The 24,559-nt window shown below is 44.1% G+C and carries 16 protein-coding genes and 1 pseudogene; 2 read left to right on the top strand and 15 right to left on the bottom strand.

What is annotated here, in order from left to right; all coding sequences use genetic code 11:
- The first annotated feature begins 137 nt into the window (after positions 1-137).
- Entirely contained in the window at positions 138-1,427 is a 1,290-nt protein-coding gene (locus OGM16_10275) for an IS4 family transposase (protein ID UYJ45219.1), read from the top strand.
- A 72-nt stretch (positions 1,428-1,499) separates the two neighbouring features.
- Here OGM16_10275 and OGM16_10270 read toward each other — a convergent pair whose 3' ends face one another.
- Entirely contained in the window at positions 1,500-4,703 is a 3,204-nt protein-coding gene (locus OGM16_10270) for an InlB B-repeat-containing protein (protein ID UYJ45218.1), read from the bottom strand.
- 320 nt (positions 4,704-5,023) lie between these two features.
- On the opposite strand from OGM16_10270, the gene OGM16_10265 reads away from it, so the two are divergent.
- On the top strand, positions 5,024-6,181 hold the full coding sequence (locus tag OGM16_10265; GenBank protein UYJ45217.1) for an AAA family ATPase: 1,158 nt from the start codon (positions 5,024-5,026) through the stop codon (positions 6,179-6,181).
- On the opposite strand, the gene OGM16_10260 is transcribed toward OGM16_10265, so the two are convergent.
- From OGM16_10260 to OGM16_10195, 14 genes and pseudogenes are all read right to left on the bottom strand, one after another.
- On the bottom strand, positions 6,157-7,344 hold the full coding sequence (locus OGM16_10260) for a helix-turn-helix domain-containing protein (GenBank protein ID UYJ45216.1): 1,188 nt from the start codon (positions 7,342-7,344) through the stop codon (positions 6,157-6,159). The genes OGM16_10265 and OGM16_10260 overlap by 25 nt on opposite strands.
- Positions 7,345-7,400: 56 nt before the next feature.
- Positions 7,401-7,904: a transcription elongation factor GreA gene (locus OGM16_10255; GenBank protein UYJ45215.1), complete on the bottom strand. Its 504-nt coding sequence runs from the start codon at positions 7,902-7,904 to the stop codon at positions 7,401-7,403.
- A 269-nt stretch (positions 7,905-8,173) separates the two neighbouring features.
- Complete coding sequence (locus OGM16_10250; GenBank protein ID UYJ45214.1) at positions 8,174-9,151, bottom strand: tRNA-dihydrouridine synthase family protein; 978 nt, start codon at positions 9,149-9,151, stop codon at positions 8,174-8,176.
- A 458-nt stretch (positions 9,152-9,609) separates the two neighbouring features.
- Entirely contained in the window at positions 9,610-10,518 is a 909-nt protein-coding gene (locus OGM16_10245) for an AEC family transporter (protein UYJ45213.1), read from the bottom strand.
- A gap of 460 nt (positions 10,519-10,978) precedes the next feature.
- Positions 10,979-11,887 (bottom strand): AEC family transporter, encoded by a 909-nt coding sequence (locus OGM16_10240; GenBank protein ID UYJ45212.1) that lies wholly within the window; start codon positions 11,885-11,887, stop codon positions 10,979-10,981.
- Positions 11,888-12,349: 462 nt separating this feature from the next.
- Entirely contained in the window at positions 12,350-14,047 is a 1,698-nt protein-coding gene (locus OGM16_10235) for an FAD-dependent oxidoreductase (protein ID UYJ45211.1), read from the bottom strand.
- 27 nt (positions 14,048-14,074) lie between these two features.
- Positions 14,075-15,259 (bottom strand): Xaa-Pro peptidase family protein, encoded by a 1,185-nt coding sequence (locus tag OGM16_10230; protein UYJ45210.1) that lies wholly within the window; start codon positions 15,257-15,259, stop codon positions 14,075-14,077.
- Between the two features lie 40 nt (positions 15,260-15,299).
- Positions 15,300-16,841, bottom strand: coding sequence for an AbgT family transporter (locus OGM16_10225; GenBank protein ID UYJ45209.1), 1,542 nt, complete (start codon positions 16,839-16,841; stop codon positions 15,300-15,302).
- Positions 16,842-16,874: 33 nt separating this feature from the next.
- Positions 16,875-18,044, bottom strand: coding sequence for a PatB family C-S lyase (locus OGM16_10220; protein UYJ45208.1), 1,170 nt, complete (start codon positions 18,042-18,044; stop codon positions 16,875-16,877).
- Between the two features lie 176 nt (positions 18,045-18,220).
- Positions 18,221-20,307: pseudogene (locus OGM16_10215) on the bottom strand (sigma 54-interacting transcriptional regulator).
- A gap of 377 nt (positions 20,308-20,684) precedes the next feature.
- Positions 20,685-21,995: a TRAP transporter large permease gene (locus OGM16_10210; GenBank protein UYJ45207.1), complete on the bottom strand. Its 1,311-nt coding sequence runs from the start codon at positions 21,993-21,995 to the stop codon at positions 20,685-20,687.
- The gene (locus OGM16_10205; GenBank protein ID UYJ45206.1) at positions 21,992-22,495 is read right to left on the bottom strand and encodes a TRAP transporter small permease; all 504 of its coding nucleotides are present in this window, start codon (positions 22,493-22,495) and stop codon (positions 21,992-21,994) included. The genes OGM16_10210 and OGM16_10205 overlap by 4 nt, the downstream gene beginning before the upstream one ends.
- A gap of 1 nt (position 22,496) precedes the next feature.
- The gene (locus tag OGM16_10200) at positions 22,497-23,522 is read right to left on the bottom strand and encodes a TRAP transporter substrate-binding protein (GenBank protein UYJ48435.1); all 1,026 of its coding nucleotides are present in this window, start codon (positions 23,520-23,522) and stop codon (positions 22,497-22,499) included.
- Between the two features lie 193 nt (positions 23,523-23,715).
- A complete protein-coding gene (locus OGM16_10195) occupies positions 23,716-24,543 on the bottom strand; it encodes a response regulator (GenBank protein UYJ45205.1) in 828 nt (275 codons plus the stop codon).
- Positions 24,544-24,559 lie beyond the last annotated feature (16 nt).

Raw genomic sequence — 24,559 nt, 5'->3', positions numbered from 1 at the left:
AAAGCAGAAGATATTTATTCCGAAATGGATTAGATATCTTCTGCTTTTTTTGATATGCTTATATTGTAAAAAGAAGCCATGAACCTGCTCAAAAAAGGATGTGATTATGCATGAAGCATTCTCAGAAACGTATATTCATGGATATAGAAAAAATGACTTCTGATGAATTTAAGGCATTTTGCCGATCAGGTAATAAAAATTATTTTACCAGAATTCGAAAAATGCCTCTTCAGGATCTTCTTTTCACGATGATAAACAGAAAGGGGCTGACGTTGGCATTGGAACTGAGAAATTATATGAAACTTGCTCATCCTGGTGTGTCTATTTCAAAACCAGGATATCTGAAACAGCGTATGAAACTTAATCCAGATGCTTTTTTAGAATTATATAAATATCATAACCGTAACTTTTATGCAGATTCCACCTTTTCAACTTATAAAGATCATTTAATATTAGCCGCTGACGGCTCAGATATTAATATTCCTACCACTGCTGAAACACTGAAACTATATGGTTCTGCAAGCCGGAAAAACGCAAAGCCCCAAGCTCAAATAGGATTAGGCTGTATTTATGATGTAATGAATCGTATGATACTGGAAAGTGACTGTAATAAGGTGAAATTTAATGAAATGCGCCTGGCCGAAAAACAGATGGAGCGAATACCGGAAACAATAGGCAGCATTCCCTACATTATTATCATGGACAGAGGATATCCTTCTACGCCAGCGTTTATACATATGATGGATAAGGATATTAAATTTATCGTACGTTTAAAAAGCAGTGATTACAAAAAAGAGCAAAACAGTTTAACAGAAAAGGATCAGCTAGTTAAAATAAAACTTGATAAGTCAAGGATCAGACATTACGAGGGAACGCCAGATGGAGAACGTATGAAAGAATTAGGTGAAATTTCATTGCGTATGGTAAAAATCCTATTAGAAAACGGAAGTTTAGAAGTTTTGGCTACAAATCTTCCACAAACTGAATTTCATACAGAAGAAATAAAAGAATTATATCATATGAGGTGGGGGATAGAGACTGCGTATGAAACGCTAAAGAGTCGGTTGCAGTTAGAGAATTTTACAGGAACAAAACCTATTCTGTTATTACAAGATATATACAGCACTATATATCTGAGCAATTTAGTTGAAGATATCATATTAGATGCAGAGCGTGAACTGGATCAGAAAGAAGCGAACAGAAAACATAAAATGATGATCAATCAGACTGTTAGTATTGGAATCTTAAAAAATGATCTGATTTATATACTTCTTGAAACGGATGGTCAAAAGAAAAATATGTTATTTCAGCAAATATATGAAGATATCAGTAAAAATCTTGTTCCCATTCGTCCTGATCGGCATTATACCAGAACGAAAGGGCAATTAGCAGGAAAATATTCGAATACCCATAAAAGAGCGTACTGAGCTAAAAAATACGAATACAAAGAGAAGGGGATAAGTATGCCCATATACAAACAAAAAGCAGGAATCATAGTTTTATAAATGCTTACGATTTCTGCTCTTTGCTAAAGTTAATGACATTGACTGTATACTATCATCCTCATATGGTCCCCAGCCAGTCTGGTTTTTGCAGGCTTTTTCCCACTGAGCGGATACATCTACGCCATAGCGGGCTGTAATCCTTAACTTTGTATCTTCTACCCAATCTTTCTTTTCCCAGAACCATCCTGATTCTACTACTTCCCAACGCCAGAATTTAATGGTATAAGTAGCTCTCTTATAATAAACATTCTTAACAGCCATTCCATCAGCTGTTATCTTTACATCCTTATCCGTTTTATCAGCTACCGGCGTTGTTTCATATCCTTCTGGTACTGTGTATTTGCCATCAGGAATAGATTTTCCAACTGTATCATTTCCGTTCACTACCTTATTTACAGTATAAAAACCTTCTGTTACAGTTTCAGTCCAGTAAACAATCTTATAAGCAGCTCTCTTTGCAGCTTCCCACTTTGCAGTAACAACAAGATTTTTTGCAGGCATGGTAGTCTGATCCTGAAGGCCTTCCCAGCCTTTAAAATCATATCCAACTCTGGTGGGATCATTTGCAGGTGCTGTTATCGCTGCTCCGTACCGCAACTGCTCCGATGCGATATAAGAAGCATTATCTCCTGTATCCCAGGTTAATGTGTAGTAATTTCTTTCATAAAGGATCTCTACTACAGTGTTTCCATCTGCATTGATCTTTGCCTGACTGAATGTTAAAGGCGTAAATCCTTCATATTCTCTTGCAACTGCCTGAGTGGTAAGTCCAGTTTCTCCAGGCAATGTTTCTGTCCATGCAGGATCTGCAGGCTTTGTATCATCTACATTTAACAGATAATGCTTTACTGTATAACTTACTTCTGCACCTGTATAAGTAACAGTAACTGTCTGATCTTCTGTATATGCCTGATCAAAAGATACTTTTTCCTGATCCGGCTCAAATCCTGCAATCTCTGGAGATACAGCTGTAAGATCACATGCAACACCAGATTTTACATGAGATACCCATGGCTGTGCTGCCATTGTACCGTCTGAATATACATAATTTACAGTAAGACGCACCTGTCCAGCTATAGCCACATACTGTGCGTATACATCCAAATTATCTGTTACTTCACTGAAAGTTGCCGGATTCCAACCAGTAAACTCGTATCCTTCACGGTCAGGTGCTGCCGGTGCCTGCGCTGCTTTTCCCTCTTCCACATACTGTGGGCCAGAAATAAGCACAACATTTCCTGCTGCATCTTTATAATAGAAGTTTACTTCATAGCAGGTAATTTCTTCTGTATCAACTGCTGCATACAGTGAAAAATGATCTGTCATAAAAGCAGTTGCATCATCACCTGTTGTTACCGCTTTTATCATCTGAGCATCGAAACTTTCGGTATCGGAATCACTTTCACCCATATAAAGGACTCTGGTTCCAGAATTTCCAATACCAGTTCCGTCAAAGGTAACTTTTACGCTTCCGTCCGGCTGAACTGCTTCACCATCTTCATTGTAAAGAATGATATCTGCTGCAAAAATATCGGTTACTCTGCGATTTTCTTCTTTCAGAGTTTCATCTGCTGCTTCCTTCATCAGTTCCAGCTGATCTGCATCATCTACAGCAACAGCTTCTACGTAACCATTTTCCGGTAATACGCCATCAGATGCTGACAATTTTACAGTCACACCATCTGCGCCCATAACTTCTGCCGTAAATACAGTTTCGGAGCCAAATACACGAAGGTCATTCAACGTACTCTTATAAACCTTCGCAGTACTGCAATATCCAATACCAACCAGATCCCCGTCATCTGCGGTCTCTGCCTTCTTTACAGGTTCTTCCGGCTGTGGAGCTGGTGTCGGTTCTGTTGGCGCTGTGGTTTCAGCTGGCTGGACCGGCTTTGCTGTGTCTGTCTGTGCTGGCAGTGTTTCCGGCTGATCCGGTTCTTCTGCAGTTGTCTCAGCTGCGGTAGTTTCCTCTGTTACTTCTTCGGAAGCCTTTGTTTCTTCAGTTGCCGGTTCTTCTTTCTGGTCAGCTGCTGTAGTCTCTTCTGTGCTGCCTTCTTCCGGTACTGTTTCCTTTGCAGGAAGTGTTTCAACTGCTGTTGTTTCTTCTACTGTCTCTGCTGCTGCAGTTTCCGGGATCTGCTCTACTTCGGAAGCTTTTTCTGTCTCTTCTGCCTTTGGAGCTTCTGCTTCCGGCTTCTGAGGTTCTGCAATCTCAACCACTGCATCTGCCGCTGCAACTTCTTCTTTCATTGCTACAAGCGGTGCTGCGTGACGGGAGATAGAAGCAATGTTTTCAGTTTCAGCTTCGCCCTTTGCCGGCTCAGAAACCTCTGCCTCAGAAGCTTCTGTTTCCGGTTCAGCTTCTGTCTCAGCATCAGTCTCAGGCTCAGCTGCGTCTGTCTCCTCAGCAGCTTCTGTCGCTGCCTTAGTCTCTTCTGCTTTAGACTCTTCTACCTGCTCCTTGCTCTCTTCCACATCGTTCTTTGTTTCCGGAACTTCTGCGGTCTCTTCTGGAACGGTTGTCTCTTTTTCTTCGTCTGTTGGATTTACAACATTTTCAGTTGTCTCTCCAGTTACTGCCTCAGTAGGCTTCTCCTCTGGAACAGTTTCCGCCGGAGCCGTCTCCACTGGCTTGGAAATAATGTTTCTTTCTTCATCCCCAAACTTATCTTCATAACTCTTTATGGTAATACGTTTGGTGGTCTTTTCCTTTTCTTTTCCGTTTTCTGTTCTTGTTACAGTTGTAGAACAGCTGATGGTATCTTCCCCGTTATTTACGTAAAGGAAATAAACCTCTTCCTCTCCTGTTACCATGTACGTATCATCTGCATCAGCCGGAAGCTTTACAAATACCCGTAACTCTGCCTCCATGCTGTCTCCCTGGATGTCCGGATAGACTTCATATACCTTTCCGTCTCCAAAGAACAGTGCTTCAAACTTTTCCGTGGCACCGTCGGTAAAATCCAGGCTGTCCTGTGATACCACATTTTCGTCTTCGATGGCCTGACGGATGGCATCCACCAGGTCAGCGCCGCCAATGGTAAAGTCCACTCTGTTTCCTGATGCTGCAAAGCTGACATGCAGATCTGTTCCCACATTGGTGAAGATCATGGCAAATGCCAGCATAAATGCCAGGAAACGCTTCTGTAAACTAACCATTTTTCCCGTTCGTTTCTTGCGTCTGCTTCGTCCTCTCATACCCTGTTTCTCCTCTCTCTGAATTTTGTGCAGGCCCCATTTCCTGCCAAACTCCAGTACTTCCTGAATCCCGTTTCACAGTCATTCAGTTTATACTTTCATTTATCTTTATCATAGCAGAGATGGCGTTATATCAGGCGTTATATGAACTTATATTTTCAAAAAATTTTCAATTTTTCAAATAATTTACAGACTCTATGAGTTTTTTTCTCAGTCGCTCTTGTGCTTTTTTATAACATATGCTATAATTCGCTTCAATGAGTTTTTTTCTCATATTTCATGTTCTATCGAGAGAACATCTTGGCATTTTGGAGGTTTGTATGCTGAATCAGTTTGTTTTAAGAAATTACAGATTATTTAAAAATGAAACATTGCTGGACTTTTTTCCGGCTCCTATTAATGAACACAAAGCTTCTCTGCTGACAGCGCAGGGAGACGGCGAATTTTTTCTCCCTGTTATCTCCCTTTATGGTCCAAACGGCTGCGGGAAATCTTCTATATTAGAGGCGCTCTGGAATGTATGCCGTCTGGCTGCAGGTGATTTTTCTCTTATCACCTCTTCCGGCCGTTCCTATTGCCGTCTGGATCATACATGCAGAGAGCTTCCTTTAAGTTTTGACCTGCTTTTTCGCAGAAATGGTTTTCTCTTCCGTTATCAGCTTGATGTAAAACAAGGCGCTGTCCTGGAAGAAAATATGTTTTACGGCAAACCCGGTTCTGATGATGCCGGTGTTCTTTTTGCCCGCAAAGCAAATGAACTCCATATTGGAAATGAAGCCGGAAAAATGGATTTTTCCACTCTCCCGGCCGGGGTCTCTCTTTTACGCTATCTTGACCCAAAATCTTCCTCTGAATGTGCAAAAGCTGCTGCATCATGGTTCAGCCAGGTTCTGTTTTTCCGGGAACATGACTATAAAAAAGCTCCAGATCTGCCCTCTGAAGTAGAAGAACGTCAGGTCATCTGCCGTCTGCTTCAGGCTATGGATATTGATATTTTAGATTACTCCATTACAAAAGAACAGAGCTTCGATGATCCATCCCTGATCCTGACCCATGGGAAAGCAGATGGAAATACCTTTTTTGTTTCTTTCAACGAAGAATCCACCGGCATCAGAAAGCTGCTTACCCTGATCCCGTTAGTCGTAAAAAGCCTGCGTCTGGGAAGTCTTCTATTAGCCGATGACTTAGATAACGTGCTCCATCCTCATCTGCTGCGCTTTATCCTGTCTCTGTACCAGGATCATGAGAAAAATCCTCACCATGCGCAGTTAGTATTTACCAGTCATAACACAGCGATCCTTAATCCGTCTGTTATGCGAAGAGACGAGATCTGTCTGTGCTGCCGCCCGGAAGGAACGGATGCTGTTCTCTATCCACTTTCTTCTTATAAAAAAGAAAATGGCCTCATCCCAAGAAATGATGAAGCCTATGGTAAACAATATCTGGAAGGACGCTATGGTGCCAACCCCAGGATCTGATGACTAAAATTGATCTTTTTTCCATTTTCCCATTGCTTTAAGCTGCGTTCCACACGTTCACACACGGCCAGGACATGTTCCTGGCCTGCTCCATTTAACAGGACCAGGTACTGGACCGGGCTGTAGCAGGTAAACAGATCTCCCTTTCGCAGACTCTCTCCTATGGCATTTTTTAACATCTCAGATGTCGTCTGCACCATTTCGCCTTCCAGCAATGCTCCTTTTCCATCTACAAGAGTAATGCAGAACAATGTATATTCAAAGGAAAAGCGTTCTGCCATACGGCTCACCAGACGGTAACTGTCAATAAATGAAGGATATGTACTGTAATACGGTCCCTGGGTTTCTTCCCTCTCTTTTAAGGTATTTTCAATGTCCTTTAGCATATCTGAAGTATAGCTGATCTGTCCGCTCATCAGGCGGAAACGCTGCAGCATGGTTTCAGAAGGCGGAAGCCCCTGTTCTTCAAAATACTGGACGACCACCTGTTTATAAACTTCCATGGCTTCCTGATACCGTTTTAAAGCGATCAGGCAGTCCAGCTTCATCATCTGGCATTCCTCATAAGGATACAGCTTGCTGGCTGCTGCGCTTAAGTTTAAAAGCCTGTCATATTCCCGGTCTGCTTTTAAAAGCCGGCTTGCCAGGCGCAGGCATTTAAAATACAGCTCCTGGTATTTTACTCCGATCACATTGACCCATTTTTCTCCTGTCATCTGGAAAAGGAATTCCCCATAATACAAGCTGCAGGCGTGGCACAGTTCCTCTTTTTTTCCTGTTGCAAGAGCACTTTGAGCTGCTTTTTCAAAATTTCTAGCATCAATGGAAACCGTCACATTTCCCTCATCCCACCGGTAAATACCGCCATCTGTGCAGATATACTCATGCTCCGGCAGCATTTCTTTTAATAATCTGCGCAGCCTGAAAACTGCTGCCCTTAAACTGCCGGATGGATTAGCATACTCTCCATTTCCGTAAAATACATCTAACAGCTCTTCCCGGCCCACTCCCTTCTTTCCTGCATACAAAAGGATCAGGAAAAGCTGCAGGATCTTCCCTGTAAGAGCAGTCCCTACAGGAAAAAACTCCCCTTCATATTCCACTGATATGGTTCCCATCATCCGCACAGTCAGTATTCCCTTTTTATCCATATCATTGCCCATATCATTTCCTGCCTTTCTGTGATAAGGCGCCGTTTCGTAAATAACTGTACTGGTAATTAATAGCTGCGCAACTGGTCTTCTTCCTCTTTGGCTGTCTTATCGATGGAACGGATCTCTGCCTCATATCCGTAGGTGTCATTTACTTTAATATACACCTTATCTCCTGTTTTGCGGCCCTTGATTGCCTTTCCTAAAGGAGAATCAATACTTATAAGTCCTTTCATGGAGTTTCCCCGGACTGTGGTCACTAATTTATAGCTTTCTGTTTCATCATCTTCCGGAATGTATAATTCCACCCGGTCGCCCAGGCCTACTTCATCTGATTTTGACTCATCCGAAACAATACGTGCTGTTTTTATCATTTTTTCCAGATAACGGATACGGCTCTCGTTACGGTTCTTATCCTGCTTTGCCGCCTTATATTCAAAATTCTCGCTTAAATCCCCCTGGGCTCTTGCCTCCTTTACTGCTTCCAATGCTTCTTTGCGCACCACCAGCTTACGGTATTCTATTTCTTCCTGCATTTTTTTAATATCGTCTTTTGTCAGATTATCATACATGTTTATACCTCCTGATCCGCTTTCCTCGGAGTCTTTCATAATTTCTTTATTTTCCCTTCAGGAATTTTATTTTTTCTTTATCGTCTGCTCAAACTTTGTCCACAATTTACCTGTATATTATTACTTGTAAGGTTGATGAGACCTTTTACCATACAGGAAGACACTTTTTCATACCTAAGCCGGCAGATTCCCCCCTTTTCTGCCGGCTCCCTCCATTTTATGGGGCAATAAATTTTCTCATAGCCTTATTCATGCTCTTATCCATGATCTTATTCATGCTCTCTCATGCGGCAGAACAGTTCTGATACCACCCCTTCATATTCTGCAAGGTGCTGTGCCTTGCGTATCTTCTTCATAAGCTTTTCTTCTTCCGGACAGGAATGGATCAGAAATCCCCACAGTTCTTTCATTTTAAACAATACCGGTCTGTCTCCGCTCATAACATGGGTATATCCGTCACAGAGCAGACGGTGGAACTTCTCCAGCCGGTCTGCCTTCCTGGCGGCAGACATTTTTCCAGATACTTTCTGGGATGTTCCGTCAGCGATCTCTTCCATTAAAAATGGGTTCATCATGATCCCCCGTCCCATCATTATCTTATCCAGATCCGGATACTCTTTTACAAGACGGTCATAGTCTTTCCTTCGGAAAATATCCCCATTATAGCACACTGAATGTCTGCTTTTTTCAAATCCCTCTTTAAAAGCATTCATCCGCACATTGTATTTATAAAAATCTTTTAATACTCTTGGGTGGATGATAAGTTCTGTTAATGGGCACTGGTTGTACAGACCTAAAAGAGTCTGAAACTCTTCTTCACTTTCCACACCCACACGGGTCTTGATGGAAAAATGAAGATTTTCCCGTTCCATTCCCTCACTGACCTCTCCTAAGAACCTGGCAAGCTTTTCAGTATCTTTTAAAAACCCGGCGCCTTTTCCCTTGGCTGCCACAGTACCTGAAGGGCATCCCAGGTTCAGATTAACCTCTGTATAACCATATTCCTTTAATTTTACCGCTGTATCTAAAAAATCCTCCGGATCTGATGTAAGGATCTGGGGAATGACCTCCATTCCCTGATTATGCTCCGGAAGGATGTCATTTAATTCTTTGCTGCTGAAACCGCTTTTATGCTTCGGTGCCAGAAATGGTGTAAAATACCTGTCCATAGGCTTAAAACAGCTGTTATATGCCTGTCTGTATATGTATCCTGTGATCCCTTCCATGGGAGCCAGATAAAATTTCATATGTCTTTTATCCTCTCATTTACTATGATGTACTATGTTCGTGTCTATTATCCGTGTTTTTGCCAGAAAATACAATACCTTATCTGCTGCGCTTCGTCAACAGACAAGGTATAAAAAAGGGGAGGATAAGTATTAATATTTTCTCTTTGGTGATAATCCTATTATAACCATTCCTTCCCCGTTTATTCTCTTTTCTTCAAAAATCCGTTCTGCTTTCGCAGGATTATTTCTCATCATATATTATGATGTAAGTGTCAATAAGGTATTTTGCCCCCTCTGATACTGAATTGCTACGTGCTTTGCACTCTCGCAATTCTAAAAACATTCGTAATCCGCTCATTTTTCTTCAAAAAATGGCTTCTTACTCATGTTTTTGGCGGCTCCCAAGTTCAAAAATCCTCCTGCAAGCAAGCTTGCATCGGATTTATGACCTTTTGACCCTGGTATCATCATATTATTTACAGTACAACAATAAGTACCGTTGTGATCATGACCATACTGATAATAATAGAAATAGAGTTTACTGCACTTGCAAGACCAATATCCCCTTTCAGATCACCGGTAAACGCAGGTGCTGCTGCTGCAATAGGGCTGAACACCAGTACTGCCAGTGTCTGACGGTATTCCAATGGAAGGGGAAGAACAAAATAAAACATCAATGATGCCACCACTGCCACACCATAACGTATGGAAAGGATCTTTCCGATTTTTCCGATCTGCTTTTTATCGCCTGAAAGCTTAAAACCAACTCCGAGCATTAACATCGCCATAAACGCATTGGCATTTCCGATCAGCTGTGCAATGCTGACAGCAGGTGCTGGAAGAGAAACATGGATCAGGGAAAGGATGAGCATACCGATATATGCATCAAATGGCGCGGATTTTATCAGTGTTTTCAAAATAGGACCCACAGAAAACCTGCTGTTTTTATCCTTTGCCATAGAAGCTACACTGTAAGCACCTCCCAGACAGATAAACGCGTTTCCCGTATCAAATAAACTGGTGATGACTACACCTGTAGGACCAAAAAAACCGGCGGTAAATGGCATGGTGAAATTTCCAATATTGTAACCGGACATATTCAGGATATGAAATGCCTTTTCATCCCTGTCTTTTCCTCCAAGGATCCATCCAAGGCTCATGTAAAGCACGCCGCCTGCAAATCCTACAAGACACAGCAAAAGCATGGCAGGCTGTATCTCAGCCTGTGAAAAATTTGCAATGATAGATGCAGGAAGTGTGATCTTAAGCACAATCTTTGACAATACATAAAAATCTTCTTCTTTAAAAAAGCCAGCTTTCCGCAATCCATATCCTAAAATAATAACTGCAATAAAAGAAGCTGCTTTCATCAGGATCGCTTCCATTTTTTCTGTCCTCCGTAATAACCCACCTGTATTAAACAGGCTGTATTTATGATCTTTTGCCCCCTCTGATACCGAATTGCTACGTGCTTTACACTCCCGCAATTCTAAAAACATTCGTAATCCGCTCATTTTTCTTCAAAAAATGGCTCCTTACTCATGTTTTGGGCGGCTCCCAAGTTCAAAAATCCTCCTGCAAGCAAGCTTGCAACGGATTTTAGACCTTTTGACCCTGGTATCATCATAACACAAACCTGCGCTATTTCAAAGTTATTTTGCATACAAGCTGTTCATTTTGTATACAACATAGTTACTGTACATGGCAGGCACTTTTGGAACTGAAAGTGCCGTACGATAACGTAGTGGTAGCGGGAATTTGCCGTATTTAAATGCGAAGCCACGGCAAATTCCGTTGCTGGTCATGCAACGCATGAACAGTAACTACAACTTATATCCATCATTTCTATAAAACAGCGATCAGCACACAGGTAATGCAGACCATACTGATAATGATGGAAAGAGAATTTACGGCGCTTGCCAGGTTAATATCCCCTTTCATGTCTGCTGTAAATGCAGGCGCTGCTGCAGCAATAGGGCTGAACACAAGCACTGCCAGAGCCTGACGGTATTCCAGTGAAAAAGGAAGCAGAAAGTAAAATGCTGCTGCTGTTAAAACAGCCACTCCATAGCGGACACCTAACATTTTCACGATCTTGCTCATCTGTGTCCGGTCTCCTGACAGCTTAAATCCAACACCTAACATAAGCATGGCGAGAAAAGCATTTGCATTTGCCACCAGCTGTGCAATGTTTAATACAGGTGCCGGCAGTGACAAATGAAGCCAGTATAAAACATACATAAAAAGATAAGCATCAAAAGGAACAGAACAGAGAAGTGTTTTGCACAGTGGGATAAATGAAAATTTCTTTTCCCTGTTTTTAACCATAGCACCAATACTGTAAGAACCGCCTAAAGCGATCACGGCATTTCCCGTATCAAACAAACTGGTAACAACTACGCCGGCAGGTCCAAAAAAACTGCTGGTAAATGGCATGGTAAAGCTTCCGATGCTGTAGCCGGAAAGGTTCAGGATCTGAAATCCCTTTTCATCCGGATCTTTTCCACCCATGATCCATCCAAGAGCCATATATAAAATACCCCCGCCAAAACCTAACAGGCATAGTAAAAACATGGATGGCTCCATTTTCGTCTGCGAAAAATTGACTATGATGGATGCAGGAAGTGTGATCTTCACCATGATCTTTGACATAACATAAAAATCATCTTCCTTAAAAAATCCTACTTTTTTCAGAACATACCCCAGGATGATCACAGCCATAAAAGAACCGGCCCGCATCAGTATCGCTTCCATAAGTTTCTTCCCCCAAAACCCCTGATGTTCTCTCGGAATCTTTCTGTGCCTGATTTTGTGAGAAGATTTTTTGTCAGTTGTGCCCAAATTTCTGAGGTGTACGCGGTGCGTACATTGATGAAATTCGGGTGCGACTGGCGGAAAATCAGCCACAAAAGCAGGTGCAGGAAAGACTCCGAGAGAACATCCTGATATTTTCCAATAACTGGAACTTAACACTTTCTTTATAGTAACACATCTCATCGTTCAATAGCAACTGCCCCTTAAACAAAAATACCGCCCCTTTTCAATAGCCTGTTCATGAGAACTACAAGCTGATCTGCCGATTCGCAGGTTCTGTCGCCGGCAGCTTCTTTCGGATGCATGACAGCAGCGAAAAACGCAGAATGTGCGTTTTCCATAAAAACTTACTCAACACACATTCTGCGTCAATCTGAAAGTTGTATAAAAATATCAGAATATTTATGCGAAATTATATTCCGTCACGATTTTTTCCCGCCCCATGGCCACATCATTGTAGTACTCATACAGGCAGATTCCAAGGAATGATCCGGAAATATTAACCACATTCTCATATCCCCGTCCCTGAAGCGCCATCAGTGCATTGTAGCTTCTCTGGCTGGAACGGCAATGCAGGTATACCGGACGGTCTTTCGGAATTTCATCCGTTCTCTCACGAAGCTCACTTAAAGGAATATTCACAGAACCCTTCAAATGTCCGGCCTCATACTCTCCTTTTTCCCGTACGTCTACAATGAACGCCTGTTCCTCCACAAGGCTTCTTACCTGTGTAACCGGAACCTGGCGGAAACGTCCGTACAGAATATTTTCAGCCACCAGAGCCGCCTGATTTACCACATCTCTGGCTGTGCCAAATACTGGTGAATAACACAGCTCCAGATTCTTTAAATCCCGGATAGTGCCATTCATGGAAACCATGGCTGCAATCACATCCACCCGTTTGTCCACATTTCCTCTTCCGATGGCCTGAGCACCCAGGATCCTTCCTGTCGGAACCTCAAACACCAGTTTAAAGTGCATCGGTGCACTTCCCGGCATAATTCCCACCTTGTCACCAGGAATCACATAAACAAAATCGCAGGGAATTCCGGCTTTGCGGGCATTCCGCTCATTAAGACCGGTTGCTGCTGCATTTAAGCCAAATACACGCAGTGCACAGGAACCGATAACACCTCTGTTGTCATCCGGAATCCCATACATCGCATCCGCCGCCGCCCGCGCCTGTCTCAGGGCCGGACCGGCAAGAGCCAGACGTGATGGTTTCCCGGTCATACGGTCAAAGACCTCAATGGCATCACCAACCGCATAGATATTTTTATCGCTTGTGCGGTAGTTGTGATCCACCAAAATACCGCCGGTCTCTCCGATTTCCAGTCCGGCTGCCTTTGCAAGCCCCGTCTCCGGTGCTACACCAATGGCCAGAATAACCGCATCCGCCGGCACCGTTTTGCCGGAAGCAAGGGTAATCTGCTTCTCTTCAATGGTTTTTACTCCATCCTCCACAATTAAAGACACGCCATTGTCCAGCAGCTCCTTGTGAAGCATCTGTACCATATCGTAATCAAAGGGTGCCAGAATCTGGTTCATGGCCTCCACCACAGTAACCTTCTTCCCCGCCTTTGCAAGGTTTTCAGCCACCTCAATTCCGATAAAGCCACCGCCGATAACCGCTGTATTCTCCGCTCCTGCGGCCTCCAGTCCATCCTTTAAGTGAACAATATCTGCCACGTTACGGACTGTATACACATTTTTACCGTCAATTCCGCCGATGCTTCTTGGCTTTACAGGTGATGCACCGGGAGCCATAACCAGAACATCGTAGGCCTCCTCATGTACGTCCCCGGTCAGCGTGTTTTTAATCTCAATGGTCTTTTTGTCACGGTTAATGGCCGTCACTTCGCTGTTAACCCGTGCGTCTATATCGTAAGACTTTTTGAATTTTTCCGGGGACATCATTAACAATGCATCACTGTTCCCCACTACTCCCGACAGATAATAGGGAAGAGAGCAGTTGGAAAAGGACACATGTGGGCCACGCTCAAACATAATGATCTCTGCTCCCGCGTCGAGACGTCTTGCTCTGGCTGCTACCGAAGCGCCGCCTGCTACGCCTCCTATGATCAGAATCCTTTTATTCATGGAAAATCACTCCTTAACCGGTCTGTTTTACAGATAATGAGGTGTGTTTGGTGTCAACACTTCACAACCATCCTCTGTAATCAGCACCATATCCTCAATGTTGAAACCATTTACACCGTCAATGTAGCAAGGTACTTCCATTGCCAGTATCATTCCTGCCTCCAGAGGTCTTGTCTCGGAAGCGTTGATGTAAGGCGCCTCTGCTGTCGCCGGTCCCATACTGATGGAGTGTCCCTGATGACCTCTCCGATAGCAGGGGAACATCTCTTTTACATAGTCATATGCAGTGTGATACAATTCATTGATAGGAAGGCCTGGTTTTGCCGCCGCAATCATTCTGCGCTGTCCTTCGTAAAGACGATCCTTTAATTTTAACAATGCCGGGTCACCGTTTCCGATTATCCATGCTCTGGAGGTATCTGTGGTATAGAAATCAAATTCTGCATTGACACCTGCATCAAATTTCACCACATCCCCGTCTTTTACAACTCCGTCTCCCGGCAGTGTCAGCCTTGCGCCGGATGGGCCTGTGGAGAACATAGACCAGGCGCTTGGAACACAGAATCCGGACTTTATTACATCTTCCCGGAAGCACTGGGACAATTCACGCTCAGATACACCGATTTTCGCAATTTTGCTTACCTCTGTAAAACCATGATCTGCAATGCGGCACAGCTTCCGGAACATTTCAATCTCGTCCGGCTGTTTTACGCTGCGGGCATAGACAAATAAATCAGAAATATCTACAAATTCCGCTTCCGGGAACTTTTCAGTCAGACTCTTATAGTAGGGAACTGGAAGGTAATCCAGCTCTATGCCAACCTTTTTGTTCGCCAGATCGCAGGCCTTCATAAACTGAACCAGCTTATCCATGGAGCTTTCCATAGCTGTTTTATCCGGCACAACTGCTCCGTGGGCAATCTCATCCCAGGTTTTTAAGCCAACCCAGGTATCATAAGGGTCTACCACAAAATTCAGTCCCGCAGCCTTAATACGGAATGTGGCAGCCTCAAAGTCCATCGTTGTCAGATGGGTGGGCACCTTGTCATCAGCCCGCATGACAGCCAGGGTAAATCCTGGCTGTCTGGATACGGTATGCTGATGGCCGCCGAATCCTGTTACATAATGAAAATTCTCCGGAGAGGACACGATTGCTCCATCCAATCCTTTTTCGCAAAGCAGTTCCTTAATTCTATATTCCTTTGGTCTCATTTGTTTTCCCCTTCTACTTCAACCATCAGTTAGTTATTCATTAATAGAACATCGGTGAACCAGGTCCTAACGGAAGTCCCAGTACATACCATACGCAGAACATGATAATCCAGCCAATTAAAAATGCCAGTGAGTAAGGAAGCATGGTAGAAATAACACTTCCGATTCCTGCCTTCTTGTCATACTTCTGGAAGAATGCTACAGTCAATACGAAGAATGGCATCAGCGGAGCAATGATGTTGGTACTGGAATCGCCAATACGGTAAGCTACCTGGGTAAGTTCCGGAGAATAACCAAGACGCATGAACATTGGAACGAAAATCGGTGCCATAATAGCCCATTTTGCAGAGTCAACTGCAATAAAGATATTGATAAATGCGGTCAGTACGATATAGCAAATGATTAATGGCAGTCCTGTGAAGCCAACAGACTTCAGGAAATCAGCGCCTGCAACGGAAATGATGGTTCCCAGGTTTGAATAGTTAAAGCATGCAGTAAACTGAGCTGCGAAGAAAATCAGAACCATGAAGCTGGAAAGACCGCTGATGGTCTTGTTCATCAGTTCCACTACATCTTTGTCATTCTTGATAACGCCAGCGCCGATACCATAAGCAAGGCCCGGAAGCAGGAACAGCAGCATCATGAAGAAAATGATTCCGCTCATGAACGGGGAGCTTAAAAATGCGTGTGTTTCCGGATTTCTTAAAAGTCCGTTCTGCGGTACAACTAACATTGCCATAATTGCTATATAAACCAGCGCTGTAATTCCTGCCCAGCGCATACCGCGCTTCTCATTCTCACCGATATCCTGAACCTGCTCAGAAGCATCCGGTACATAAGGAGCCAGACGTGGCTCAATGATTTTATCTGTAACAAAGGTTCCGATAATGGTGATCAGGAATGTAGATGCTATCATGAAATACCAGTTACATACAGGAAGTACATTGTAGCTTGGATCGATCATCTGAGCTGCCTGTGTGGACATACCAGCAAACATGGGGTCATTGGTTCCGATCAAAAGGTTTGCACTCCATCCGCCGGATACACCTGCAAAGGCTGCTGCAAGACCTGCGATTGGATGACGGCCGAATGCCATAAATAAAACTGCGCCCAATGGCACCAGAACTACATATCCGGTAGAAGATGCGATGTTGGACATAATTCCTAAGAATACCACAACAGCTGTCACAAATGCCTTTGGAGTGGAAGCAGCCACCTTCCTCAGCAATGCAGACATAAATCCGGTTCCGTCCGCTACGCCTACACCGATCATGATGGTGAATACAGTTCCAAGTGCGAAGAATCCGGTAAAGTTTCCAACTACGGTTGTTACCATGTGACGGATGCTGTCAGGTGCCAGAAGGCTGACTGCAGCAACGGTTTTCTGGGTGATTTCTCCCTTTGAGTTGTCCAGGAAATCATATGTAACCGATACACCACAAGCCGCGCAGATTGCGGACAGTACGATTACGACTCCCGTCAAAATCAGGAAAATCGTTGCGGGGTTGGGCAGAGCATTTCCCACATGCTCCACAGTGTCCAGTGCCCGCAGCACAAAGCCTTTCTTCTTTTCTTTTGCCATTTTTTTTCCCTCCATTATACTTACTTTGCTTCCCTATAACGCTTCCACAGCAGCACGAAGCTGCTCTAAAGCCTGTTTTAAAACACTTCTTGGACATGCTGCGTTAAGACGCATATAACCGGAAAGACTTCTTCCGAATGTGTATCCATCGCTTAATCCCAAGCCAGCTTTCTCTACCATAAAACGGCTCAGCTCTTCATTGCTCATTCCCAGCTCCCGGCAATCCAGCCATACCAGATAGGTAGCGTCCGGAACATTGGGATGAATCTGAGGAATGTATTTCTCACAGTAATCCTTGATAAAATCAAAGTTGTCGGAAATATATACCAGAAGCTGCTCCAGCCATTCCTCTCCTTCATTAAATGCTGTCTCCATCGCAACGGAACTAACGGCATTGTTGCGGTGAATATCCAGATTCATCCAGAACCTGTCATACTTCGCCTTCAACTCCATATTAGGGAAGATAACCGCTGACGCCTGCAGGCCCGCCATGTTGAAGGTTTTTGTTCCAGAAATACAGCTGATCACGTTGGCTGCGATTTCCGGCGACAGCGTTGCCGTCGGAATATGCTTCTTTCCATGAAAAACCAAATCGGAATGAATCTCATCTGATACGATCAACACATGATTTTTAATGCAGATCTCGCATAATCTGGTAAGCTGCTCTCTCTCCCATACAATTCCAAGGGGATTGTGAGGACTGCACAGGAAAAATATTTTCGCCTGTTTTACCTTCTCCTCAAAATCCTCAAAATCAACACTCCAGTTCCCATCCGTCTCAACCAGCGGGCTTTCAACTACTTCTCTGCCCCAGCCCTCTGTCACATCATAAAACTCGGAGTAAACCGGTGTCTGGATCAGCACCTTATCTCCTGGCTCTGTAAAAACCTCCACTATAGAAGATAATGTAGGTACTACGCCAAGGCTGAAACTGATTTTAGACTTGTCGATCTCCCAGCCATTGCGGCGTTTCTGCCAACCGCAGACTGCCTCATAATAAGAAGCCGGTCTGGAGGTGTAGCCCCAGATTCCTTCCTCTGCTTTTGCCTTTACGGCATCAATAATGGGCTGCGCCGTCTTAAAGTCCATGTCTGCGATCCACAGCGGAATCACATCTTTTCTTCCAAACTTCTTTTCTCTCTCGTCATATTTGGCGGAGCGGTTTTTGCTCCGGTCAATGACCTCGTCAAAATTGTATTTCACTTCTCTCCTTTCCTGCCGGAGCCCTGCAGTGCTCTGCGACATTCCTCTTTTATTTTACAGCCCGTTTCCTTTCGGGCCGCTGCTTATTTATATAGCAAGATTCATGCCAATTCTGAAAAGCACGCATTTTCCCCATTTCTTTTTGCTTCTGCTTCCAAAACGCATGTTTTAATTGGTCATTTGGTTATTTGGTTATTTTCCCACATTTTTTGACCAGTTTCTGTGATGCGGCTGCCGCCTCTTCCCCGGCTCACGGTGGCAAAACCCTTTTGCGCCATCAATGCCAGAATATCTCGTATTTTCTTCTGTGACAGTGCAACATTCTGCTGTCTTGCCGTCTCCAGTATCATCTCCCTGCCGGCAGGATGCCCCTCTTTTTCCGCCTTATAAAGCAGTCCCAGCACAAACCAGAAAACCGGACTGTACCGGGAATCATTTTTTGCTAAATCCCGGTTCCGTACTGCCGGTTTTTCCTGTCCCGCCAGACGCAGAAAGGTTACTGGCAAATCCTCACGCTTAATCACCTTTTCTCCTGTAAAACACAGATACTCTACCACATTCTGAAGCTCCCGGATATTTCCGGGCCAGGAATAACGAAACAGGAGCTGTCTCACCTCAGTAGACAGTGAAAATTCTCCGCCTGCACATCTGCGGAAATGCTCCAAAAGCAGCTGTATGTCCCCCTCCCGTTCCCGCAGCGGCGGTATGAGGACCGGAAGTGTGCTCAGCCGGTAATACAGATCCCTGCGGAAACTTCCGTTCTCCACTCGCTCCTCCAGGCTCTCATTTGTGGCCGCCACAATACGCACGTTCACATTAATGATCTGATTTCCGCCTACACGCATGATTTCCCTCTCCTGCAAAACGCGCAGAAGCTTTACCTGCATGGCCATGCTCATTCCCTCGACCTCATCCAGAAACAGAGTTCCCTCATGGGCAAACTCAAAAAGGCCGGGACGGCCTCCTTTTTTGGCCCCGGTAAAAGCACCTTCCTCATAACCAAAAAGCTCGCTTTCCAGAAGATTTTCCGGCATGGCGGCTACATTGATGGCCACAAAAGGGCCATCTCTGCGGCTGGAGGCCAGATGAACTGCGTGAGCAAAAATTTCCTTTCCAGTTCCTGTCTCTCCGATTAAAAGTATGGGAGATTCCGTCTGGGCCATGCTCTTTAAGATTGTTTTGGTTTTCTCAATGGCCTGGGATTTTCCGACTACATCCTCAAAATTATACTTCGCCCGATATCCCTTGGTTCGCAGCTGACTTCGCAGCTCATTTTGCTTTTTTTCCAGCTCGCTTAATGGCTGAAGGGTGGAAAAAGCGCCGATACATCGGCCGCCCCGCATAACCGGAACCACTGTCATATTGATATTTGCCGCATTAATACGGATCAGGCGCTCTAGAACCTGCGTCTGTTCACGGATACATTTTTCAAAAGGAATATATGGAAAAATCTGTTCCGCCGGCCGCCCCAAAAGCATCCTGATCTTCATACCTGTAATAACCCTGGCTTTCTGATTACAGGCAAAAATTTTCCCTTTTTCATTAACGCCGATCACGCCCTCGTCCAGAATTTCCAGAAGAAGATCCAACTGACTCTCCAGATTTCTGGAGCGCTGGAACATCTGCTCAAAGCTGTAATTTCCGGAAGCCATAGAGTGAATATAATTCTGGAATTTTTTTCTTCCATTACACTCTCTAATCCCAGTCGCAAAGCAGTCTCAATCATGGTGTTTGCAGTACAGGGACGATGACCGATATTGATGACCTGCTCCATCCCTGCAGGAACAAAATCCATCTCATCCGGCGTTACCGCCAGCTTTACATTCTCCGGCACCACATCATCCCCAAAAGTCGGTTCCATCGTAAATACATCCGGCCCGTAAGGAATGAATTGAAGCTGATTCACACCTGACTGCTCTAATTGCGTAATGGCCTCTCTGGCCATCTGGTGCGTAACATTGACAAACAGCACCCTGGTTCCTGCCGGAATTTCCTTCAGTCTGCGAATCACCTCCTTGGAATATCCTACATATATTTCCACCACCTGCCCGTCTGCCGGCACATACTGGCTCTCCTCCTCCGCTATCTTAAAAGCATCCGTAGAAACCAGATATAAATCCGTTCTTGTTATCTTTTCCACCGATTGGTCACTTGTACTGTAGGAATAAACCTCCACCAGATCGCCAAACAGTTCCCTTATCTGCCCGGCATAGCACTGACTGGCTCCCGGAAACAGCGTCACAACTGAAATACTCTTCTTCATATATTTTCTCCCTAATTCAGCGCTCCCTGAATCTGCGCCTGTTCTCATCAAACAGCCGCCCTTTGTTATACTGATAATACCGCCCACACTCAAACTGGTTTAAAATGCTGCACTGGCCTCATTCCATTTTAATTAGGTGACGAAAATAACCATTTCCTGACCATTTCCACAGGCGGTCTTATATACTGACACCATTATAAAAAACTTCGCGTCACTTTGCAACCTGCCACTGATGTCCTATTTTCTGAGTGATGGAGAGATAAAAAAATGCTAAGCCATAGGTTTTAATCCTTGGCTTAGCACCATATTTTACTATTCAACTCTGAAAGTCAGGTTCTATAACACTATGTGAGATTTTGTGTTGACCTGATTTCTATTTAAACATATCCAAGTAATCCCGGCAGCCACATTGACAGGATCGGAACATAAGTTACTAACAGAAGTACGATAAATATAGCTGCAAAGTAAACTAACAGCTGTTTAATAACATTTTCGATCTTAGTCTGGCCCACCTTAACACCTACAAACAGGGTAGTTCCTACAGGAGGTGTGATAGTACCGATACACAGGTTGAAGATCATCATGATACCAAAGTGAACGGTATTCATTCCAAGCTGCTGGCAGATCGGCAGGAAGATCGGGGTAAAGATCAGACACGCCGGTGTCATATCCATGAATGTACCGATGATCAGAAGCAGAATGTTAATAATGAAAAGGATCACATAACGGTTGTCACTGATGCTTAACATAGCAGTAGAAACTGCCTTCGGAATCTCAGTAAATGCCATTACCCAGCTCATGATACTAGAAACACCGATCAGGAAGATGATGATACCAGTCATTTCCGCACTGTCAAGGAAGATCTTTGGCAGCTCAGAAATCTTAATGGAGCGGTAGAAGAACAGGGAAAGGATCAGGCTGTATACAACGGCTACAACGCTTCCCTCTGTTGCAGTAAAGATACCGGAAATAATGCCGCCGATTACAATGATGATCATTAACAGACATGGGATAGCCTGGAAAAATACTTTGATCTTTTCACTGTTTGTAAATCTCTTTGTGCTTGCGTAACCTTTCTTCTTAGCGAAGATATAGATAACGATCATGCAGGCAAGTCCCCAGAGGATACCGGGAATATAACCAGCCATGAATAATGCTGCTACAGATGTACCGCCGCTGACCAGGGAATAAGTGATCATAACATTACTTGGCGGGATCAGAAGTCCTGTAGGAGCGGTTGCAATGTTTGCTGCTGCGGAAAAATCACGGTCATAGCCTTCTTCTTCCTCAATAGGTCCGATAATAGAACCCATAGCGGAAGCTGCTGCTGTACCAGAACCTGAGATCGCGCCAAACAACATGTTTGCTACTGCGTTTGTATGTGCTAAAGCTCCAGGGATCCTTCCGGTAAACAGCTTGGCAAAGTTGATCAGACGGATCGCGATACCGCCCTTGTTCATCAGGTTTCCGGCAAGAATAAAGAAAGGGATCGCCAGCAAGCTGAATACGGAAATACCGGAGAAAATCCTCTGTGCGCCGGTGAGTACGGCTGCGCCTGTATTTAAAACAGGGAGAATAGCTGCAATGGAGGAAACTGCCAGGGCAACTGCAATAGGAACTCCTGCAAGAAGCATAATCACAAGGAGTACCAGGATAATAAGGCCACAGGTAACTGCTATACTACTCATAATCTAACTTCCCCCTTCTCATTAAAATCCTTCTTTGAAACCTGGATCGCATTCATAGCGCTGAAGAGCATGATCAGAATACCGGTAACAGGTACGATCACGTAAATATAGCCCATAGGAACACGCAGGGAAGCGGTAGTCTGGATCATGGTCAGCCTGGTAATAGAGATACCGCCATATACCAGCACAACAGCTGCCAGGGCAAAGGTTAAAGCATCGATGCAAAGCTCTAATGCTTTTCTTGCAGAACCTGTAAGCTTATCTGCCAGGAAGCCCATTCTCATGTGGTCTCTTTTTCCGAACACATAAGCAGAAGCCAGAAGAGCCATCCATGTAAAGCTGTATGTTAAAAGCTCCTCAGATACAGTACTTGGCTTATTGAAGAAATAACGGGTTACGATCTGGTAAGTACCGATCACAGTCATAAAGGCAAACAGGAAAATGATAACGATACTAAGAACGCGCATGATCCCTGCTTTGATTTTCAGCATTGTTTCCATTCTACTGTCCTCCCTTTGCTTTTTCGTTTGCTTCCTGGATGTGGTTATAGAAATCCACGATCTTCGGATTTTCCTGTAACATCTTCTCATGAAGAGGAAGCACTTTCTGCTTAAATGCGTTTACATCTACATCAATAAACTCAACGCCCATCTGATTAATGGCAATATCCTTTGCCTCTTCAATACTCTTGTCCCACTCAGCCATCTCAACTTCAGTGGAAACAGCAGCAGCCTCTTTAAATACCTGATATTCTTCCGGGCTTAAGCCGTTTAAGAATTTTAAGTTGGCAACCAGCATATCCGGTACCATCTGATGTTTATTATAGGAATAATACTTAGCTACTTCACCGTGCTTATTGTTCGTCAATGCCAGCTCGTTGTTTTCAGCACCATCGATAACACCCTGCTGGATGGCAGTATAAACCTCACCAAAGCTCATAGGAGCTGCAGCTGCGCCAAATGCATTTACCATGGCAACACTGGCCGGACTCTGCTGTACACGGATCTTCATGCCCTTTAAGTCATCCGGGGTATTGATCGGCTTTTTGCCATAGAAGTTTCTGGTTCCTGCATTATACCAGGTAACTACGCGGAAACCTGCTTCGTCAGTGGACTCATAAATCTTTTCCATGTAATCCGTATCCTGCATTACAGACTTGTAAACGTCCTCGGAATCAAACAGATATGGCATGCTGAAAATCTCATAAACACTTGCGAAAGTCTCCAGGTTTGCAGTACCTGCTACTACGAAGTCGATTGCACCGGTCTGGGTCAGCTCGATCGCTTTCTGCGCGGAACCCAGAAGCTCATTTGGGAAGATCTGGACTTCATACTTATCTCCTAAGCGTTCCTCAACATACTTCTTAAATGCCAGAAGTCCCAGATGCTCCGGATGTGTTTCTGACTGGGCATGTGAAATACGGACAATGCGCTTTCCGGAAGTTACAGAACCGCAGCCGGTAAGACCAGCAACAACGGCTGCAGCCAGCACACAGGCTGACAGTTTTTTAACTAATTTCCTAACCATCATTTTCCCTTTCTTTATACACTTGATAATATTTTCCTTCCCAAAAAACACAAATCCCCCAGGTTTTCAGGGAAGAAGTTAATTTTTTAACACTTCATTAACACCTTTCCCATTATATAACCTGAGGGTTTTCCTTTGTACCGTAAATCCTTGTCATTGAGGTGGAATATTTTGTCCAAAATTCAGCCATGGGCTAATCCGCTTCCCTGTATTCAGAGGGGATCATACCTGTCACCCGTTTAAAAACCTTGGCAAAGTAGTTAGAATCATAATATCCCACCTTCATACCTGCATCCTTGATACTGATATTCTTGTCCTTCAGTAATCTTTTCGCTTCATTGATGCGGAAATTAGTCAGATAGGAGGTAAAATTCTGATCAAAACACTGCTTAAACAGCTTGCAGAAATAGGCATCTGAATAATTAAACTGCCTTGCAGCGTCCTGCATGGAGATCTCGTTCATATAATTTTCCCGGATATAGGTCCGTATCTTCTCTACCACCTGATTCATCCGCTCTGTCTCCGGATCCTTTGGTGCCTCTGCATCCGGATTCCATGGCCACTGTTCTCTCCTTTTTTCCGCTTCTTTCTCTGCTTCTGTCATTTCTGCCCTGTTGCCGGTGGGATTTTCTTTATTATGAACAGCTTTATCTGTCAGCCGCATGGCTTCTTCCATGACCGCTGCCAGTTCTTCCTCATCACAAGGCTTTAACAGATAATCAAGTGCCCGTATTACTATGGCACGTTTTGCATAGGAAAATTCATCATAAGCCGTTAAAAAGACAATAACACAGTCCTCATCCATACTGCGGATCTGCTCTGCTGCCTCCACACCATTTAACTCCGGCATGGAAATATCCATGATAATGATCTGGCTGTGTTCTTTCTGATATAATTCAACTGCCTCTTTTCCATTGGTTGCCTCACTGATCTGAAGGCTGTCCCCAAAGCGGCGCATGAGACGTCTGGCAAGAGCCATACGCTCGATCTGTTCATCATCTGCCAAAAGCACACGATACATGCTTTTTTCCTCCCTT

Source organism: Lachnospiraceae bacterium, assembly GCA_025758065.1.
Lineage (GTDB): Bacteria > Bacillota > Clostridia > Lachnospirales > Lachnospiraceae > Enterocloster.
The sequence above is the reverse complement of the archived record's forward strand: the minus strand, read 5'-3'. Positions and strand labels throughout refer to the sequence as shown.

Coding starts and splice junctions, on each gene's coding strand:
- OGM16_10250 (UYJ45214.1), bottom strand. CDS start 9,151: ATGAAATTTTATCTGGCTCCCATGGAAGGGATCACAGGATACATATAC.
- OGM16_10270 (UYJ45218.1), bottom strand. CDS start 4,703: ATGAGAGGACGAAGCAGACGCAAGAAACGAACGGGAAAAATGGTTAGT.
- OGM16_10245 (UYJ45213.1), bottom strand. CDS start 10,518: ATGGAAGCGATCCTGATGAAAGCAGCTTCTTTTATTGCAGTTATTATT.
- OGM16_10195 (UYJ45205.1), bottom strand. CDS start 24,543: ATGTATCGTGTGCTTTTGGCAGATGATGAACAGATCGAGCGTATGGCT.
- OGM16_10230 (UYJ45210.1), bottom strand. CDS start 15,259: ATGAGACCAAAGGAATATAGAATTAAGGAACTGCTTTGCGAAAAAGGA.
- OGM16_10265 (UYJ45217.1), top strand. CDS start 5,024: ATGCTGAATCAGTTTGTTTTAAGAAATTACAGATTATTTAAAAATGAA.
- OGM16_10255 (UYJ45215.1), bottom strand. CDS start 7,904: ATGTATGATAATCTGACAAAAGACGATATTAAAAAAATGCAGGAAGAA.
- OGM16_10200 (UYJ48435.1), bottom strand. CDS start 23,522: ATGGTTAGGAAATTAGTTAAAAAACTGTCAGCCTGTGTGCTGGCTGCA.
- OGM16_10205 (UYJ45206.1), bottom strand. CDS start 22,495: ATGGAAACAATGCTGAAAATCAAAGCAGGGATCATGCGCGTTCTTAGT.
- OGM16_10260 (UYJ45216.1), bottom strand. CDS start 7,344: ATGGGCAATGATATGGATAAAAAGGGAATACTGACTGTGCGGATGATG.
- OGM16_10225 (UYJ45209.1), bottom strand. CDS start 16,841: ATGGCAAAAGAAAAGAAGAAAGGCTTTGTGCTGCGGGCACTGGACACT.
- OGM16_10235 (UYJ45211.1), bottom strand. CDS start 14,047: ATGAATAAAAGGATTCTGATCATAGGAGGCGTAGCAGGCGGCGCTTCG.
- OGM16_10210 (UYJ45207.1), bottom strand. CDS start 21,995: ATGAGTAGTATAGCAGTTACCTGTGGCCTTATTATCCTGGTACTCCTT.
- OGM16_10240 (UYJ45212.1), bottom strand. CDS start 11,887: ATGGAAGCGATACTGATGCGGGCCGGTTCTTTTATGGCTGTGATCATC.
- OGM16_10275 (UYJ45219.1), top strand. CDS start 138: ATGGATATAGAAAAAATGACTTCTGATGAATTTAAGGCATTTTGCCGA.